Annotated in this window: 13 protein-coding genes; 5 read left to right on the top strand and 8 right to left on the bottom strand. The window is 71.2% G+C overall.

Going from position 1 to position 15,630, the window contains the following annotated elements; translation table 11 throughout:
• Positions 1-68 precede the first annotated feature (68 nt).
• The 5 genes from Q9R08_RS14640 to Q9R08_RS14660 all read right to left on the bottom strand — a co-directional run bounded on the left by Q9R08_RS14640 (position 69) and on the right by Q9R08_RS14660 (position 5,762).
• Positions 69-1,430 (bottom strand): ABC transporter substrate-binding protein, encoded by a 1,362-nt coding sequence (locus Q9R08_RS14640; protein WP_308868841.1) that lies wholly within the window; start codon positions 1,428-1,430, stop codon positions 69-71.
• A gap of 197 nt (positions 1,431-1,627) precedes the next feature.
• The gene (locus tag Q9R08_RS14645; RefSeq protein ID WP_308868842.1) at positions 1,628-2,581 is read right to left on the bottom strand and encodes a 3-hydroxyacyl-CoA dehydrogenase family protein; all 954 of its coding nucleotides are present in this window, start codon (positions 2,579-2,581) and stop codon (positions 1,628-1,630) included.
• Positions 2,578-3,039 (bottom strand): ribose-5-phosphate isomerase, encoded by a 462-nt coding sequence (locus Q9R08_RS14650; protein ID WP_308868843.1) that lies wholly within the window; start codon positions 3,037-3,039, stop codon positions 2,578-2,580. Before Q9R08_RS14650 ends, Q9R08_RS14645 begins: the two co-directional genes overlap by 4 nt.
• 3 nt (positions 3,040-3,042) lie before the next feature.
• Positions 3,043-4,788 carry a dihydroxyacetone kinase family protein gene (locus tag Q9R08_RS14655; RefSeq protein ID WP_308868844.1) on the bottom strand — a complete coding sequence of 582 codons (1,746 nt, stop codon included), beginning with the start codon at positions 4,786-4,788 and terminating at the stop codon, positions 3,043-3,045.
• A complete protein-coding gene (locus Q9R08_RS14660; RefSeq protein ID WP_308868845.1) occupies positions 4,785-5,762 on the bottom strand; it encodes a sugar phosphate isomerase/epimerase family protein in 978 nt (325 codons plus the stop codon). Before Q9R08_RS14660 ends, Q9R08_RS14655 begins: the two co-directional genes overlap by 4 nt.
• 172 nt (positions 5,763-5,934) lie before the next feature.
• Here Q9R08_RS14660 and Q9R08_RS14665 point away from each other — a divergent pair, with 172 nt between their 5' ends.
• Positions 5,935-6,963, top strand: a complete 1,029-nt coding sequence (locus Q9R08_RS14665; RefSeq protein ID WP_308868846.1) for a LacI family DNA-binding transcriptional regulator — start codon at positions 5,935-5,937, stop codon at positions 6,961-6,963.
• Between the two features lie 51 nt (positions 6,964-7,014).
• Here Q9R08_RS14665 and Q9R08_RS14670 read toward each other — a convergent pair whose 3' ends face one another.
• On the bottom strand, positions 7,015-10,773 hold the full coding sequence (locus Q9R08_RS14670; protein ID WP_308869102.1) for a proline dehydrogenase family protein: 3,759 nt from the start codon (positions 10,771-10,773) through the stop codon (positions 7,015-7,017).
• Positions 10,774-10,937: 164 nt separating this feature from the next.
• Here Q9R08_RS14670 and Q9R08_RS14675 point away from each other — a divergent pair, with 164 nt between their 5' ends.
• The 4 genes from Q9R08_RS14675 to Q9R08_RS14690 are packed head-to-tail and all read left to right on the top strand — an operon-like array spanning position 10,938 to position 13,580.
• Positions 10,938-11,843 (top strand): LysR family transcriptional regulator, encoded by a 906-nt coding sequence (locus Q9R08_RS14675; RefSeq protein WP_418001359.1) that lies wholly within the window; start codon positions 10,938-10,940, stop codon positions 11,841-11,843.
• Between the two features lie 9 nt (positions 11,844-11,852).
• Positions 11,853-12,515, top strand: a complete 663-nt coding sequence (locus Q9R08_RS14680; RefSeq protein ID WP_308868848.1) for a hypothetical protein — start codon at positions 11,853-11,855, stop codon at positions 12,513-12,515.
• The gene (locus Q9R08_RS14685; RefSeq protein WP_308868849.1) at positions 12,502-13,068 is read left to right on the top strand and encodes a hypothetical protein; all 567 of its coding nucleotides are present in this window, start codon (positions 12,502-12,504) and stop codon (positions 13,066-13,068) included. Before Q9R08_RS14680 ends, Q9R08_RS14685 begins: the two co-directional genes overlap by 14 nt.
• Positions 13,053-13,580, top strand: coding sequence for a hypothetical protein (locus tag Q9R08_RS14690; protein ID WP_308868850.1), 528 nt, complete (start codon positions 13,053-13,055; stop codon positions 13,578-13,580). The genes Q9R08_RS14685 and Q9R08_RS14690 overlap by 16 nt, the downstream gene beginning before the upstream one ends.
• On the opposite strand, the gene Q9R08_RS14695 is transcribed toward Q9R08_RS14690, so the two are convergent.
• Positions 13,581-14,882 (bottom strand): hypothetical protein, encoded by a 1,302-nt coding sequence (locus Q9R08_RS14695; RefSeq protein ID WP_308868851.1) that lies wholly within the window; start codon positions 14,880-14,882, stop codon positions 13,581-13,583. It lies immediately after the preceding gene.
• A 45-nt stretch (positions 14,883-14,927) separates the two neighbouring features.
• Positions 14,928-15,545, bottom strand: coding sequence for a hypothetical protein (locus Q9R08_RS14700; protein WP_308868852.1), 618 nt, complete (start codon positions 15,543-15,545; stop codon positions 14,928-14,930).
• Between the last annotated feature and the right edge of the window lie 85 nt (positions 15,546-15,630).

Here is a 15,630-nt window from a genome sequence, read left to right on the forward strand (position 1 = left end):
TTCTCCAGGTCTGGCAGGGGATGACCGAAGGCCGGTCCGTAGGAGCACGGACCGGCCCTGCGGTCAGGTCACTTGACGGTGAACCCCTGCTCCTCCGCGTAGGCCACGACGGCGTCCTGCAGGGCGTCCGCCGCCTCGGAGCCGGTTGCGGACCCCTCGTTGATGCGCGCGATCTGCTCCGTCAGCTGCGAGTAGTAGTACTGGCCGATCGGCGTGTACGTCATGCCCTCGTAGGCGTTGGCCGCCGGCACATACACCTCCTTGTTGGCCTGCTGGCCTCCGAAGAAGGGCACCTCGTAGTCCTGGAACTCCGGCGAATCGAGCACGTTGACGTTCAGCGGGAAGATGATCTGGTTCTGCCAGCCGTCGTCCAGCGAAGCCTGATCCGCGTAGACACCGAACGCCACCTTGGCCGCGAGGTCAGGGTCGCTCGCCTGACTCGAGACGGCCATGGCGGAGCCGCCCCAGTTGATCGCGATCGGGTTGCTGGGATCCCACTGCGGCATCGGGGCTGTCGCCCAGACACCGGCATCCGCGCCCTCGCCGACACCGGCGCCCTGGAGGTAGCCCGGGGCCCAGGCGGCCGAGAGGTAGGTGGCGTAGTCGCCGTTGATCACACCGGCGATGTACTCGGGAGTGAACTGGTCCTCCGTGCCGACCAGACCCTTTTCGACGAGGCCGGCCCAGTAGTCGAGGACCTCTTTGATCTCGGGGCTGTTGAGTTCGATGCCGATCTCACCCTCGTTGGCAGGGTCGTACTCGAACGGCTGCGCACCGTTCTGGTACATCAGCGCCGTGACCTCGGCCGGCTGGTTCGCCGCGAAGCTCGCGAAGACCGGGCCGCCGGCATCCTTGACCTTCTGCGCCGCGGTCTCGAGCTCGGCCCACGTCGTGGGCGGAGTGATGCCGTACTGGTCGAAGATGTCGGTGCGGTAGATCATGCCCATCGGGCCGCCGTCGACCGGAGCGCCGTAGATGCCGTCGCCGACGGAGACGTCCTTCCACGCGCCGTCGCTGAAGTTGTCCTTCACGTCCTCGTAGCCGAGGTCGTTCAGCTCGACCAGGGCGTCCTGCGCTTGGAAGGTCGCGATGCGGTCGGCCTCGACCATCATGACGTCGGGAGCGCCGCTGCCGGCCGAGATCGCGGTCTGGAACTTGTCGTAGGCGTCACCACCCGCGCCGGCGTTGGTCCAGCAGACCTGGACCTCGTCGTTCTGCTCGTTGAAGTTGTCGACGACGAGCTCCATGTTCGGATACCAGGCCCACATGGTGACGACCGGCAGGTCCTCCTTGGGGATGGAATTCGTGCAGTTCGCGTCGTCGTTGCCGCCGCCGTCGGCGTTGTCGCCGCCACCTCCGGCGGTGCACGCAGCCAGAGCGCCGACCAGGGCGAACGCTGTGACTGCAGCAAGGACAGGCTTCGTCTTCACTGGAGTTTCCTTTCGGTATTGCTGACTTCTTCGTCGGTGCACGACCGGTCCCAGAGCCGTCCGCCCCGGGTGGCGACGGTCGGTCTGGTACGTGGTCTACAACGTTGTAGAGCAACGTTGTAGACACTTTCCCACCGGCCGCATCGACTGTCAAGACGCGGACGGAATTTTCTGGGCGGGGAGCGAAACTTCTGCCGTCAGTAGGTGACGGGAGCGTCCCCGAGGCGGGCCACAAGAGCCGACAGGGCCGCGTAAGCCTCATCGCGATACGCGGCGAGCTCCGGGGCGCGCTCCGGCGGGGTGGCGAGGAATCCGCGGCCGGACTTGAGCCCGTGCTCCCCACGCGCCACGTGGTCCTCCAGGATGCCGGGCGCCGAGAAGCGATCCGGGTAGGCGCTGTTCAGCGACCCGTAGCAGTACTGGTAGACGTCCAGGCCGGCGATGTCGGCGATGGCGAACGGCCCGAAGAACGGCAGGCGGAATCCGAACGTGGTGCGGGCGATCAGATCGATCGCCTCCGGCGTCGCCACTCCTTCCTCGACGAGCCGGGCCGCCTCGCCGAACAGCGCGTACTGCAGCCTGTTGAGCACGAAACCGGTGACGTCGGTGATGGGCACGCCGACCTTGCCGCAGTCACTGAGCAGCTCCACCACCGCGGCCACCGCATCCGGACGCGTGGCGACGTGCGGGATGACCTCGACGCCCGGGATGAACGGCGCCGGGTTGCTGAAGTGCACGCCGAGGAAGCGCTCGACGCCGTCGACGCCCTCGGCGAGCGTGCCGATGGAGATCGTCGACGTGTTGCTCCCGATGAGGGCGTCAGGCCGGCAGCTGCGGCTGATCCGGCCGAGAGTCTCGTGCTTGATCGCGAGCACCTCGGGCACCGCCTCCTCGATGAAGTCGACGTCGGCGACCGCCTCCTCGATCGAGCGCGCCGCGGTCACCCGTGCGGCGACCCGCTCGCCCGCATCCTCGGGGAAGATCCCCCGGGCGGCGTAGTCGCCCGCTTCCCGGACGATGCGCTGCCTGTTCGTCTCGGCAAGCTCCGCGCTCGCATCCGCCAGCACCACGTCCCGCCCGGAGAGCGCCAGCACCTGGGCGATGCCACCCCCCATGTAGCCGGACCCCACAACCGCCGCCGTCGAGATCATCTCTCACCCTCCTCGTATCGCCCGATCAACTGCACCTTCTCAGCGGATGCCGACAAGGGGTCGAAGTGATGGTCGAGCCAGTCCGAGACGAGCTTCTTCGCAAGCTCCATGCCGATGACCCGCGCGCCCAGCGTCAGAACCTGGGCGTTGTTGCTCTTGACCGAACGCTCCACCGAATACGGGTCGTGAGCGGTGACAGCGCGGATGCCGCGCACCTTGTTCGCCGCGATCGCCACCCCGAGCCCTGTGCCGCAGACGAGGAGGGCACGATCGGCCTCGCCGCTCGCCACGAGCGTGGCCGCCTCGACGGCGACTCGCGGATACGGCGTCGGCTCCGCCTTCCTGACACCCACGTCGACGACGCTGCTCACGCGAGGATCAGCGGACAGCATCTCCCGGAGCACCTCTTTGTACTCGAAGCCGGCGTCGTCGGCACCGACGACGATCCTCCACCCCATGGCTCACTCCTCTACTTTCCCGGCAGACGCGATGCCTGCAACCGTGTCGACGATGATCCGGAAGGAGGTCGCGCCCGGGTCCGGATGCCCGAGGCTGCGCTCCGCGAGCGGTGTCGCCCGCCCGCGACGCGGCAGCATCCCGGATGTGGCCGCCGCGCCCTCCGCCGCAGCACCGGCGGCGATGGCCAGCGCGGACGCCAGGTCTGCTCCGCTGTCCAGCTGCGCGGCGAGAGCCCGTTGGAAGGGCACCATCGCGTCGAGCATCGTCTTGTCGCCGGGCGCCGCGCCGCCGAGCTCGGCGATGCGGGTGCACGCGGCGGACACGGCGGCTGCGGCATCCTCCGGCCGGAACTGCTCGGGATCACCCAGTGCTCGTCCGAGCTCCGCCAGCCCGCTGCCCCAGAGCGCGCCCGAGGTGCCGCCGGCGGTCTCCGACCACGCGTCGCCCGCTGTCTCCAGCAGCTCACGCACGCCGACGGCGTCGCCGAGGGCCTCGGCCGCGTCGACGGCAGCGTTCAGCCCGCGCAGCATGCCGATGCCGTGGTCGCCGTCGCCGGCGACGGCATCGAGCTCTCCGAGATGCTCGGCCTCGACGGCGATCGCGTCGCGAGCCGCCTCGAGCAGACGGCGTGCGGTGGCGGCGGCGCGACGTGAGGCGGGAGTCGACGGCCGGGGCTCGCGTCCGGACTCCGGCGCCGACACCGTGCCGGTCGGCGGCTGCGGCGTCGGCCGCTGCGCGGGGCGCCCGCCGGCCGCTGTCTCACCCTTCCGGAAGGCCGGCGAGGCTGCGGGTGCGCGCCACAGCTCCTCGAGCTCGTCGTCGAGCCAGAGCATCGTGAGGGACACCCCCGCCATATCCAGGCTCGTCACGAACTCGCCGCATTCGGGCTCGACGATCTCGATCCCTTGACTCTCGAGGTGATCCGCGACGTAGCCGAAGAGAACGAACAGCTCCTCGTACTTGACCGACCCGAGGCCGTTCAGCACGACCGCGGCACGGCTGCAGCCCTCGGGGCGCTCGGCGAGCAGCGGCTCGGCGAGGGTCACCGCGAGCTCGGGGGCGGACTGCAGGGGAACGTCCCGCACGCCGGGCTCGCCGTGTATGCCCAGCCCGATCGACATCTGGCCCTCGGGCACATGGAAGAGCGGGTGGGTCGCCCCCGGCAACGTGCACCCGGCGAAGGCCACGCCGTGGCTGCGCGTGCGGCTGTTGGCATGAGCGGCCAGACGCTCGACCTCGTCGATCGTGTCACCGCGATCGGCGGCGGCACCGGCGACATGGAACACGCAGAGGATGCCCGCGATGCCGCGGCGCTCGTCTCGCGCGTCGGGCGGACTGCTCGCCACGTCGTCGGTGATGAGCACGGTGCGGGCGTCCACGCCCTCGGCGCGCAGTCGCCGCTCTGCTTCGCCGAAGTGGATGACGTCGCCCGCGTACCGCCCGTAGGTGAAGAGCACTCCCCCGCCGGCATCGGCCGCGTGGGCGACGCGGACAGCCTGCGCGGTCGACGGCGACGTGAAGATGTTGCCGCAGACGGCCCCCGCCGCGAGTCCTCGACCCACGAAGCCCGCGAAAGCGGGGTAGTGCCCAGACCCACCGCCGATGAGGACCGCCACGCGACCAGCGTCGAGCGGCTCAGCCCGCACGACCCCTCCGTCGACCAGGGCGATCTCGTCGCGATGCACGGCGGCGAAGCCGCGGAGCGCGTCGGCGACGAAGGCGTCGGGTTCCGCGAAGATGCGCGTCATGAGGCGGCCCGCCCGTGCTGCGGCTGTCGCACGCGACTGCGTCCGACCTCGTACGCGCGGCGCGGCAGCACCCGGTTGCGGAGGTAGTCGCGGTTCGTCGCGCTCACGCTCAGACCGTCGCCACCGTAGTGCTCCACGCAGATGACACCCTGGAAGCCGCTGCGCAGCGCGATCTTGACCGCCTCACGATAGTTGATGACGCCCAGCTCCAGGCTCGTCGGCACCGTGGAGACCACGCCGGCCGCGGCATCCTCATCACGCGTGTAGTTCTTGACGTGCCAGAAGTTCGCGTAGGGCATCGTCGCTTCGGCGAGGGCGCGCCAGTCCTCGACGGGCTCGTGCAGGCGGATGAGGTTGCCGATGTCGGGGTTGAGCCCGACGACGTCCAGGCCGATGTCCTCGACCAGCCGCACGGCGGACTCCGCCGTTCCCAGGAACGTGTGCTCGTAGAGCTCGAGCGAGAGCAGGATGCCGAGGTCCTGTGCGTGGCGGCCCAGCTCCCGCAGGCGCGACACCGCCAGCGTCCACGCCTGGTCGTCGCCGAACGGGTCGCGATGGCCGTCGACCGTCCAGAACCACAGCTGCGCCCGCTGCGTCGCGGTGAGTGCCCTGTGCAACCCGACCGACACCACCCCGATCCCGAGGCGGGCGGCGAACTCGAGGCAGCGATGCGCGTAGGCCAGATGATCGGCACCGTGCTCCTCGTCGATCACGCTGCGCCGGATCGCCGACAGCGACACCGCCGTGAGCCCGGTGGCGGCCAGGCACCCCGCGAGCTCGTCGGTCTGCGACGGGGACAGTTCGCCGTAGCGGACCCACGAGTCCGTCAGGTCCACCTGGGTGAAGCCCGCGTCGCCGACCTCGGTGAGATCCGCCAGCCACCGGATGGTGGGGTCCGGCCCCTCTGCTGCGGGATGGGCATCCCCCATCGGGAGCATCGCCGCAGCGATCGGCCAGTCGTTCGACATCAGCATGGTCGGTCCTCCATGACGCGCACATCGGGCACGATACACTAGTTTTACAACGTTGCATTCCGACGTTTCACACTCGCACGGCTCCGCTGGGCGCACACCGCTCGCCCACTCGGGAACGCAGTAGAGTGCAGAGATCGCAAATGGGAAGGCGGGAGCATCGATGGGGGCAACGATGCATGACGTCGCCCGAGTGGCGGGCGTCTCCATCAAGACGGTGTCGAACGTCATCAACGACTATCCGCACGTCCGGCCCGGCACGCGCGATCGCGTCAACGAAGCGATCGAACAGCTCGACTACCGCCCCAACCTCTCGGCCCGGGGGCTGAGGTCCGGCCGCACCGGCGTCATCGGACTCGCCGTCCCGTCACTGCGTGAGAACTACTTCGCCGAACTCGCAGACGAGGTGATCAGGGCGGCCGAGAAACGCGGCCTCGGCGTCATGGTGGAGCAGACCAGCGGTGAGCGCGAGGCCGAGCTGCGCGCCGTCACCGGCAACCGGCCACGCTTCCTCGACGGCCTGCTGTTCAGCCCCGTGAGTCTCGGACAGGACGACGCCGAAGCGCTCGCCGTCGACGGGCCGCTCGTGCTCCTCGGCGAGCGCATCTTCGGCGGACCCACCGATCACGTGACCATGCACAACACGTCGTCGTCCCAGGCGGCAGTGGAGCACCTGCTCGAGATCGGCCGCCGCCGCATCGCGCTCGTCGGTGCCGACCTGCACGGACGCGACGAGGCGAGCTCGGCGAATCTGCGCCTGAAGGGCTACCTGCGAGCCCTCGAGCAGGCCGGCGTCCCGCTCGATCCCGCGCTGGTCCGCCCGACGGCGATGCTGCGCTGGAACCGGGCCGGCGGCGCTGCGGCGACCCACCTCATGGTCCGCGAGGGCGTGGACTTCGACGCCGTGTTCGCGCTCAACGACACGCTCGGACTCGGTGTGCTGCGCGCGTTGCGCGAAGAGGGACTGCGCGTTCCGGACGACGTCGCCGTCATCGGCTTCGACAACATCGATGAGAGCAACTACTCGGTCCCCTCGATGTCGACGGTCGACACCGGCCGCGCCGAGATCGCGGCCATCGCGGTCGACCGGCTCATCGCGCGCATCAACGAGAAGGGCGAGCGCCGGCCGCCTGAGACCGTCAAGCCGGCCTTCCGCATCGTGCGACGCGAATCGACCGGCTTCGCCGACACCACGACCGAATAGGGGCAGGCAGAATCGCGGATGCCGCGGCCCGCGGCATCCGTGATCCCGGCGTCAGATGACCGCCTCCGACCAGGGGTCGGGGTTGCCGAAGCGGTGTGCGGTGATCGTCACGGACTGCTCGCGCAGGAACGGCAGCAGCTCGAGCCGGCCGGCGGTGGTGACCTCGTTGTCGTAGATCGCGAGGTCGGGGTCTCCGCCGACAGCCCCTGCCACCGTGGCATGGAGAGCCGCGACGGAATCGGGCCGGCCGATGAGGCGCACGCGCGACGGCCGGGGTGCCGGATCGGCGTCGGCGACCGCCGCCATGAGGTCGTCGCCGACCGCGATGCGCTGCAGCCACTGCTCGTCGGTCTCGACGTACACGGCGACGTCCTCGTCGGCGAGCACGCGGCGGACGGCTGCCGGGAGCCCGACGGGTGCGCTCAGCGTCAGCGCGGAGCCCGCCCGGAGGCCGGCGACCACCACGCGCAGCACCGCCTGCCACGAGGCGTCCGCCGTCGCCCGCAGCGCGACGGCAGGGATCGGACGGTACCGGAACAGGTTGCGCTCGATGCCCAGGCCTGAGACGTCCTTGACCTGCCCGAACTCGCGGTCCCACGCGATCGCGTCCGAGAGCGCGCCGCGGCGCAGCCACTCGAACGCCTCGTAGTCCAGCGACGGCTGGGCGGCCTCGATGAGGGCGGCGATGCGGGTGTCGAGTCCGCGCAGGTGCAGCGTCGCGGACGCCGGCGCACCGGTGGTCGCCCGCCAGCGGCCGAGTCCGACGAGGTAGTTCGGCCCGCCGGCCTTCGCGCCGGCTCCCACCGACGACCGCTTCCAGCCGCCGAAGGGCTGCCGCTGCACGATGGCGCCGGTGATGCCGCGGTTCACGTACAGGTTGCCGGCTTCGACCCGGTCCAGCCACTGGGCCAGGTCGCCGGGGTGCTGCGTGTAGAGCCCCGCCGTGAGCCCGTACGAGACGGCATTCTGCAGCTCGATGGCGTGCGCGAGCGACGAGGCGTGCATGATCCCGAGCACCGGTCCGAAGAACTCCTCCTGGTGGAAGCGAGACCCCGGCTGCACGCCGGTGCGGATGCCCGGCGTCCAGAGCCGGCCCGCATACTCGGGCGGTCCGTCGACCTGCCGCGGCTCGACGAGCCAGGACTCGCCCTCGTCGAGGGTGGTGAGCGCCCACTGGAGCTTGCCGCGCGGCACCTCCACGATGGGACCGACCTCGCTGAGCGGGTCGGACGGCGGCCCCACGCGGAGCGAGGTGGCGGCATCCACCAGCTGACGCGCGAAGCGCTGCGAGTGGCCGACGGGTCCGACGAGGATCGCGAGCGACGCCGCCGAGCACTTCTGTCCCGCATGGCCGAACGCGCTCTTGATGAGGTCGGATGCCGCGAGGTCGAGGTCGGCGGTCGGCATGACGATCATGGCGTTCTTGCCGCTGGTCTCGGCGAGGAGCGGCAGGTCGGGCCGCCAGGAGCGGAACAGCGCCGCCGTCTCCCACGCGCCGGTGAGGATGACCCGATCGACGTCGGGGTGCGACAGGAGCGTCTGCCCGAGCCCGCCCTCGTCGATGTCGACCAGCGCCAGCACGTCGCGCGGCACGCCGGCATCCCACAGCGCCTCGGCGACGACGGCGGCGCACCGCCGGGCCTGCGGTGCAGGCTTGAACACGACGCCCGACCCCGCCGCGAGCGCGGCGATCACGCCACCCGCGGGGATCGCGATCGGGAAGTTCCACGGCGGGGTGACGACGGTCAGCCGCGCCGGCTCGAACACCGCACCGCTCACGCGGTCGAGCTCGCGTGCGGTCGCCGCGTAGTAGTTGGCGAAGTCGACGGCCTCGCTCACCTCGACGTCGGCCTCGGCGAAGACCTTGCCGGTCTCGGAGGCCGCGACCTCGATGAGCTCGCCGCGCCGTGCTTCGAGGGTCCTCGCGGCGGCGGCCAGCACGGTCGCGCGGTCCGCGGCGGGCATCCCACCCCACGCGGGTGCCGCGGCGCGCACGCGCGCCACGATGTCCTGCAGCGCTGGCTCGTCCGTGACACGCGCGGCCGCGATGGTCGCGTCGCCCGCACCGGAGGTCTCGACGCGCGACAGGACGTCGCGAGCCCACGCGCGGTTGGCGGGGAGCGCGGGGTCGCTGTCGGCCGCGTTCCGGAACCCCGGGGCTCCGGCGGCCCGGACGCCGGCCTCGCGCGGCGCGAAGACCGCCGTCTCGACGAATGCCTCGGCGCCGAACACCTGCTCGGGCACGGCGCGCTCGAGCGGCGCGGTGTCGCCCGGCGCGACCGAGCGGGCGATCCCCATCACGGCTTGGGTGAGCCCCGCCTCGTCGGCGGCAGCGGCACGGCGCAAGCGCGCCTGGGCCCGCGGCGAGTCGGCGCGGTCGAATGACTCGCCTCCGCCGGCCGCGGCCGCCTCGGCGGCGCGGTCCTGCGATCGGTTGGGTCCGGTGGCGAGCCCGGCGTCGTCGGCGCGCGCCAGCGAGGCGAGGAAGCGGTCGCGCTCCCGTTCGAACATTGCGGGGTCGTCGGCCAGGTCGAAGGCGGCCGAGAGGAAGTTGTCGCTGGAGGCGTTCTCCTCCAGCCGTCGCACGAGATAGCTGATCGCCACGTCGAACTCGTCGGGGCGGACGACCGGGACGTACAGCAGCACATGGCCGACCTCCCGCGTGACGGCCTGCACCTGACCCTGCGCCATGCCGAGGAGCATCTCGAACTCCACATCCGGCGAGGCATCGTTCGACAGGCTCAGCCCGCGCGTCCGGGCGAGCAGCCAGGCGTATGCGATGTCGAAGAGGTTGTGGCCCGCGACGCCGATGCGCACGGCGGCCGTGCGAGTGGGCTGCAGCGCGTAGCGCAGGCACCGGATGTAACTGGCGTCGGAGTCGAGCTTCTCGCCGTAGGTGGCGAGGCTCCAGTCGTGCATGATCGCGTCCACGCGCTCCATCGCCAGGTTCGCGCCCTTCACGAGCCGCACCTTGATGCGCGCTCCGCCGGCGGCGACGCGCTGCTGCGCCCAGGCGGTGAGCTGCTCGAGCGCCGGCAGGGCGTCCGGCAGATACGCCTGCAGCACGATGCCCGCCTCGAGCAGGCGCAGCCGCGGGTCTTCGAGCAGCCGCGTGAACACGGCGATCGTGAGATCGAGGTCGCGGTACTCCTCCATGTCGAGGTTGATGAAGGTGCCGTCCGTCGCGGCGGTCAGGTACAGCGGCCGCAGTCGCTCGACGACCTTGTCTACGACCTCGTCGAACGCCCACATCGAGATGTGGCTGGCGATGGCCGAGACCTTGACCGAGACGTAGTCCACGTCGGGCCGGCGGATGAGCTCGTGGATGCCCTCGAGTCGGCGCAGCGCCTCCTTCTCGCCGAGCACCGCCTCGCCGAGGAGGTTGAGGTTCAGCCGCGCCCCGCTCTCGCGCAGTGCTGCGATGGCCGGCCCGAGCTTTTCGGGACGCGCGTCGACGACGAGGTGGCCGACCATGCCGCGCAGCACTCGTCGCGCGATCGGCACGACCGGCGACGGCAGCACGGGCGCGACCGCACCGCCCAGGCGCACGGCGCCTCGCAGGTGCCACGGCAGGAAGTCGGGCACGAGCGGTGCGACGCGGTGAAGGTGGGATGCCGCGGCCGACAGGCTCTCGGGCCGCATGACGCCGTCCACGAAGCCGATCGTGAACGGCAGCCCGTTGGGGTCCTTCAGCACGCCGGCCAGCCGTTCGGCCGCCGGGTCGACCTCGACCTCGGCGCTCTCGGCCACCCAGCGCTGTGCGAGCGCCACCGCCTCGGCGGCCAGGCGCTGCTCGGCTCCGTCTTGCATTCGCACTCCCGACGTCACGTCGATCGACTCCGTGAGTCCAGCCTGCACCTCGATGTGCGGCATACGGTCAACTTGCGGCATGAGGTCAAGGGTGCGGCATCCATTCATTCGTGAAAAGCGATGATCTACGATCAGTATCGTTCGAGATTCTCGATGGGATGCTGATGTTCGAGCTGCGGCGATTGCGACTGCTCCATGAACTCGCGCTGCGGGGCACCCTCGCCGCGGTCGCCGAGGCGCTCTCGTACAGCCCGTCGACGATCTCGCAGCAGCTGGCGCTGCTCGAGAAAGAGGCCGGCGTGACCCTTCTCGAGCCCGAGGGCCGCCGGGTGCGACTCACCGAGCACGGGCGCATCCTCGCCGCCCACGCGGCTCGCGCACTCGACCTCGACGAGCGCGCCCGGGGCGAGCTCGAGTCGCTGCACCCCGGCCTCGCGCCCGTGCGCGTCGCCGTGATGCAGACGGCGGCGCTCGCCATCGTTCCCACCGCGCTCGCGCTCCTGGCCGCGCGGGCTCCTCAGCTGCGCGTCGAGCTCGTCGAGATGCCGCCCGAGCTCGGGCTGTTCGAGCTGACGGCTCGGGGCGTCGATCTCGTCATCGCCGAGCAGTACCCCGGGCACACGCGCGCCCACTCCGACGGCTTGGACCGCGAGACGCTCGGCATCGATCCGATCCGCATCGCCGTCGGTCCTGCCGATCCGGCCCGCGCTCTCGACGAGCTGCGTGAGCGACCGTGGGTGATGGAGCCGGCGGGAACGGCGGCCCGGCTGTGGGCGGTGCAGCAGTGCCGGGCCGCCGGCTACGAGCCCGACGTGCGCTACGAGCTCGCCGACCTCTCCGCACACGCGCGACTGGTTGCCGCGGGTCAGGCCGTCGCCGTGCTGCCGGATCTCCTCTGGGAGGGGACCCGCCCGCCGGTGACGCTGCTCGACCTGCCCGGCCGGCCGACGCGCGAGATCTTCAGCGCGCAGCGGACGGCATCCCAGGCCCGGGCCGGCATCCTCGAGGTGCGGCGCGCGCTGCGCGACGCCTTCCCCGCGGCATCCGAGCCCCGGCCGGTCTCGCCCTAGGCTGGCCTCGTGTCTGAGACGCCACCCGCCCCCGCCGAGCCGAAGGGTCGGTTCGCCTGGGTGCGCGCGGCGACCGATCGGGTCCCGACCAGATGGTTCGCGGGCATCGCCACCGGAGCATTCCTGCTCGTCACGGCGGCTTTCGGCGGGCTCGCCACGGCGTCGCCGCCGGCACCCGCCCGGCTCGAGCCGGGGGACGCGCACATCACAGCCGAGCGCTCGCTCACGGTGCAGCGAGCGGTGCTCATCGACGAGCTGCCCGACGCGGGCGTCCTGCCCGAGCCCGGCGAGCGCGTGTTCGCCATCGTCGCCGACGTCGAGAACCAGTGGGATCGGCCGGTGACCGCGGGTTCCGGCGGTATCGGCAGCTCGCTCACGGTGGAGGACATCGACACCGACGTGAGCGCCGCGCGATACGACGACACGACTCTCAGCCCTTGGCTGCAGCCAAACGTTCCGGCGCGGATCGTGTTCGCGTGGGTCGTCCCCGCCGACGCGTTCGCAGCCGGCGACCAGGTGCCCGTCACCCTGTACGCACGGTCGCTGTACACCGGCTCGTTCGTCACGACCGGCCAATGGTGGATCGACCCGGTGCCCGACGCTGTCGTCACCGTGGAGGTCGAGGACGTGGGCGCCGGTGCGGACGCGGAGGATGCCGATGGCCAGGGCTGATCGCACACTTCCGCGCTGGGCGGCGTGGTCGGTCGGAGCGGGGCTCGTCGTGGTGGCGTGGCTCGTGGTGCTCGTCACGCCCGGAGAGGAGCAGATCCAGGGACCGATGCCGGTGATCGCGGCCATCGGGGAAGAGGCGGTCGGACGCAACATCGTCGCCACGGTCACGGACGTCCGTCGCACGTCAGAGCTGCGCGCGGGGGACTGGGCAGCCGAAGGGAACTGGGTCGTCATCGATCTCGACGTCGCATCCGTGACATCGGAGGATCTCGTGACCCTGCGTCACGCCGAGGTCGTCGTCGACGGCGTTCGCTACGGTGCCAGCGAGCGGCCGGACTCCCTGTTCCGGCAATCGCTGTCGGCAGGAGTCCCCATCGGCGGAGGTCTGGCGTTCGAACTGCCGGCCGACCTCGACTCGGGTGACGCCACCCTGGAACTGGCGCTGTCGTCCGACCGCCGGCTCGACTCGATGATCGTGCTGGGGTTCGACCTCGGCGCGGTGCCCACCGCGCCGAGTGACGAGCTCCCCGAGACCGCATGGGCGAACCTGTGAGCGGGTGGTGGCGCAGGAACGCGGTGGCGCTCGGCGTGCTGGTGATCCTCGTCCCCGCGCTGGCGGCAACCGTCGCCTGGCACGAGTGGAGCGAAGCGAACTCCGGCGCGCCGGCCGCCCCCGTCGTGCTCGAACGGGGGCAGCACGCTCCCTACGGTGACGCGATCGTGGGTCCCGCGGTGGCGGACTTCGTCGACGACCCGCTCGCGCCGCGCGACGCGCGGGTCCTGAGGGTTCAGATCGACATCGACCCCGGAGCATCGCAGCTCGCGTGCGCGGAGCCGATGCTCCGCGAGCTGCAGGGGGCGCACCGCGAGTGGGATGCCGACACCTCCTCGCTCACCACGGACTGGGACCCGTTGCGTCCGGCATCCTGCTCGTCCGACGTGACCGAACCGTACACACTCGACGTGCGTTACGTCGTGCCGCAGGACGCCGTCGGCCCGTTCGCGGTGGACGTCATATCGGCGGATCTCTGGCCAGAGAACGTCCGGTTCATCGTCGAGCCCTGATCATGCAGATGCATCCGCCGCACCGGCGGGCGCGGCAGGCGCCGGCTCGCTCGAGGGCGCAGCGGCGGCGGCGCGCCGCGAGACGAGGCGGCCGATGACGGCGTCGTAGCCGCCCGCCACCAGCGCGATGCGGATCGGCTCGATCAGCACCGGGACGACGAGGAAGATCACCTGATCGAAGACCAGCCAGAACTGGTCCAGGTCGTGCGGGCCGACCAGGCGCAGCAGACCCCATTCCGCCCATCCCTGGACGGCGAGCAGCACCGTGTAGAGCAGGACGAATCCTCCGATGAGCACCGGGCCCGCGCGCCACATCAGCACGATCCCGTCGCCGATCGGGGTGAACCGCGACACGAGGTCGGCCCAGATGTCGCGGAGGCGCGCACGCAGCCGCGCCGGAAGCGAGCGATAGCGGCTGCGAAGGCGTGCTCCGACCTCGCCCCCGAGCGAGTCGGCGGGCACGGGCTCGGGAGCGACCGCCTGCCCGTACACGACGCCGGCGATCGTGAGCCACGCAAGGGGAAGGAGGATGATGCCGCCGGCCTCGCCGAGGAACCACTCGATTCCGTCCCAGACCCACGCGAGTGGCGCGAATGCGGCCGAGACGGTGGCCTGGAAGTCGTCGAGCCACACCATCCCCTGTCGTGTCTGCACCCAGCCGGTGACGGAGTCGATCACGACGGACAGGACGAGCGCGGCGAAATACACCCAGACGGCTTCGAGGTAGGCGGCGATCACGGCGAACCAGCGCGGCAGTCGTTCGCGATGGCGCTTCAGAACCCACCGCAGCGCGAACGCCACCACCACGATCGCGAATGTCACCGGGGTGAGTGTCAGCGCCCCCGCCAGGCCGTCGCCCGCCGGGTCGGTCTTGTCGACGATCGCCGTGAAGTTCAGTCCCGCGCTCACCTCGAGTGCGCGTGCCGAGTAGGCCGCGGCATCCTCGCGCAGGAATCCCCACGCGGCATAGAAGGCGAAGAACGGGAGGATGCCGGCCAAGAGCGCGTCGGTGAACTGGCGGCGACGCGTCACGGCGTCCTGGGGCAGCGGTGAGATCTCGTCCAGCTGCCGCATGCCGTCCCGCACGACGAGGAGCATCGCGACGAGCGCCACCAGACGCGAGAGGATCGCCAGCGGCAGCAGGAGGGATCCGGCGACGGCGTTGTACGCGCCGACGAAGCCCGCCACCTCGATCACGACATAGCGTCCGAGCACGCCCGCCGCGTACCACGCGAGCAGCACCGGCCAGTGCCGCCACAGCAGGCGGCCCGCGGTGCGAAGCACGTCGAGCACGGCGATCACGCCCCCACGCTAGCGGGCCACGTGTCGTCGTGCTCGACGCGCAGGTCAGGTGCGGTCGGTACGGCTCGGCGGGGCCGGCGGCCGCGTGATCTGCTCGTCCGCGGCGGTGGTGGTGCGATCGTCGACCGTGCCGGTGTCACGGACGGCGGTGCGGTCGTTCACATTCGCATCTCGGACCGCCGCCCGGTCGTCGACCGTGTCGCCATCGCGGACCGTCGCACGGTCGTCGACGCCGGCCGCGGTGCCGGTGGTCGCGGGCGTCGTGGACCGGCCGTCATCGCCGACGTACGGGTCGACGTCGTCCGCCTTGCGCAGGGTCTCCGCCTGCTGCTCGCGCAGCTTCTCGGCCTCCGAGCGGTGGTCGTCGATCGTTCCGGCACGGCGCTCGGCGTCGATCGACGCCTCGGCGGCGCGCGCCTTCGCCGCCTCCGCCGCGGCAGCGGCAGCCGCGGCGTCCGCACGCGCACGGGCCGCCTCAGCCTCGTGCTCCCGGGCCTGGAGCTCGGTCTCCCGCGCGTCCGCGCGCAGCTTCTCGGCCCGGTCGTGCTGCTGCTCCATCCGACGCGTGCGGCGCCCCCGTGCCGTCACCAGCAGGGCGACGACGACGATGACGAGCACGATGGCGATGCCGACGATGATCCAGATAAGGGTGGTCGTATCCACGGCGCACTCCTCCCCTCCCGCACCGGCGGGATCGCCGGCGCCTCGATCGTCCACGCAACAGCACGGGGACCGCCGGGGCAAACCG

The sequence above is a fragment of the Microbacterium psychrotolerans genome, from assembly GCF_031085295.1.
Classification (GTDB): domain Bacteria; phylum Actinomycetota; class Actinomycetes; order Actinomycetales; family Microbacteriaceae; genus Microbacterium; species Microbacterium psychrotolerans.

Excerpts from the sequence above, each read along its gene's own strand:
- Q9R08_RS14645 (WP_308868842.1), bottom strand. The coding sequence starts at position 2,581 with ATGATCTCGACGGCGGCGGTTGTGGGGTCCGGCTACATGGGGGGTGGC.
- Q9R08_RS14650 (WP_308868843.1), bottom strand. The coding sequence starts at position 3,039 with ATGGGGTGGAGGATCGTCGTCGGTGCCGACGACGCCGGCTTCGAGTAC.
- Q9R08_RS14655 (WP_308868844.1), bottom strand. The coding sequence starts at position 4,788 with ATGACGCGCATCTTCGCGGAACCCGACGCCTTCGTCGCCGACGCGCTC.
- Q9R08_RS14660 (WP_308868845.1), bottom strand. The coding sequence starts at position 5,762 with ATGCTGATGTCGAACGACTGGCCGATCGCTGCGGCGATGCTCCCGATG.
- Q9R08_RS14665 (WP_308868846.1), top strand. The coding sequence starts at position 5,935 with ATGCATGACGTCGCCCGAGTGGCGGGCGTCTCCATCAAGACGGTGTCG.
- Q9R08_RS14670 (WP_308869102.1), bottom strand. The coding sequence starts at position 10,773 with ATGCAAGACGGAGCCGAGCAGCGCCTGGCCGCCGAGGCGGTGGCGCTC.
- Q9R08_RS14675 (WP_418001359.1), top strand. The coding sequence starts at position 10,938 with ATGTTCGAGCTGCGGCGATTGCGACTGCTCCATGAACTCGCGCTGCGG.
- Q9R08_RS14685 (WP_308868849.1), top strand. The coding sequence starts at position 12,502 with ATGGCCAGGGCTGATCGCACACTTCCGCGCTGGGCGGCGTGGTCGGTC.
- Q9R08_RS14690 (WP_308868850.1), top strand. The coding sequence starts at position 13,053 with ATGGGCGAACCTGTGAGCGGGTGGTGGCGCAGGAACGCGGTGGCGCTC.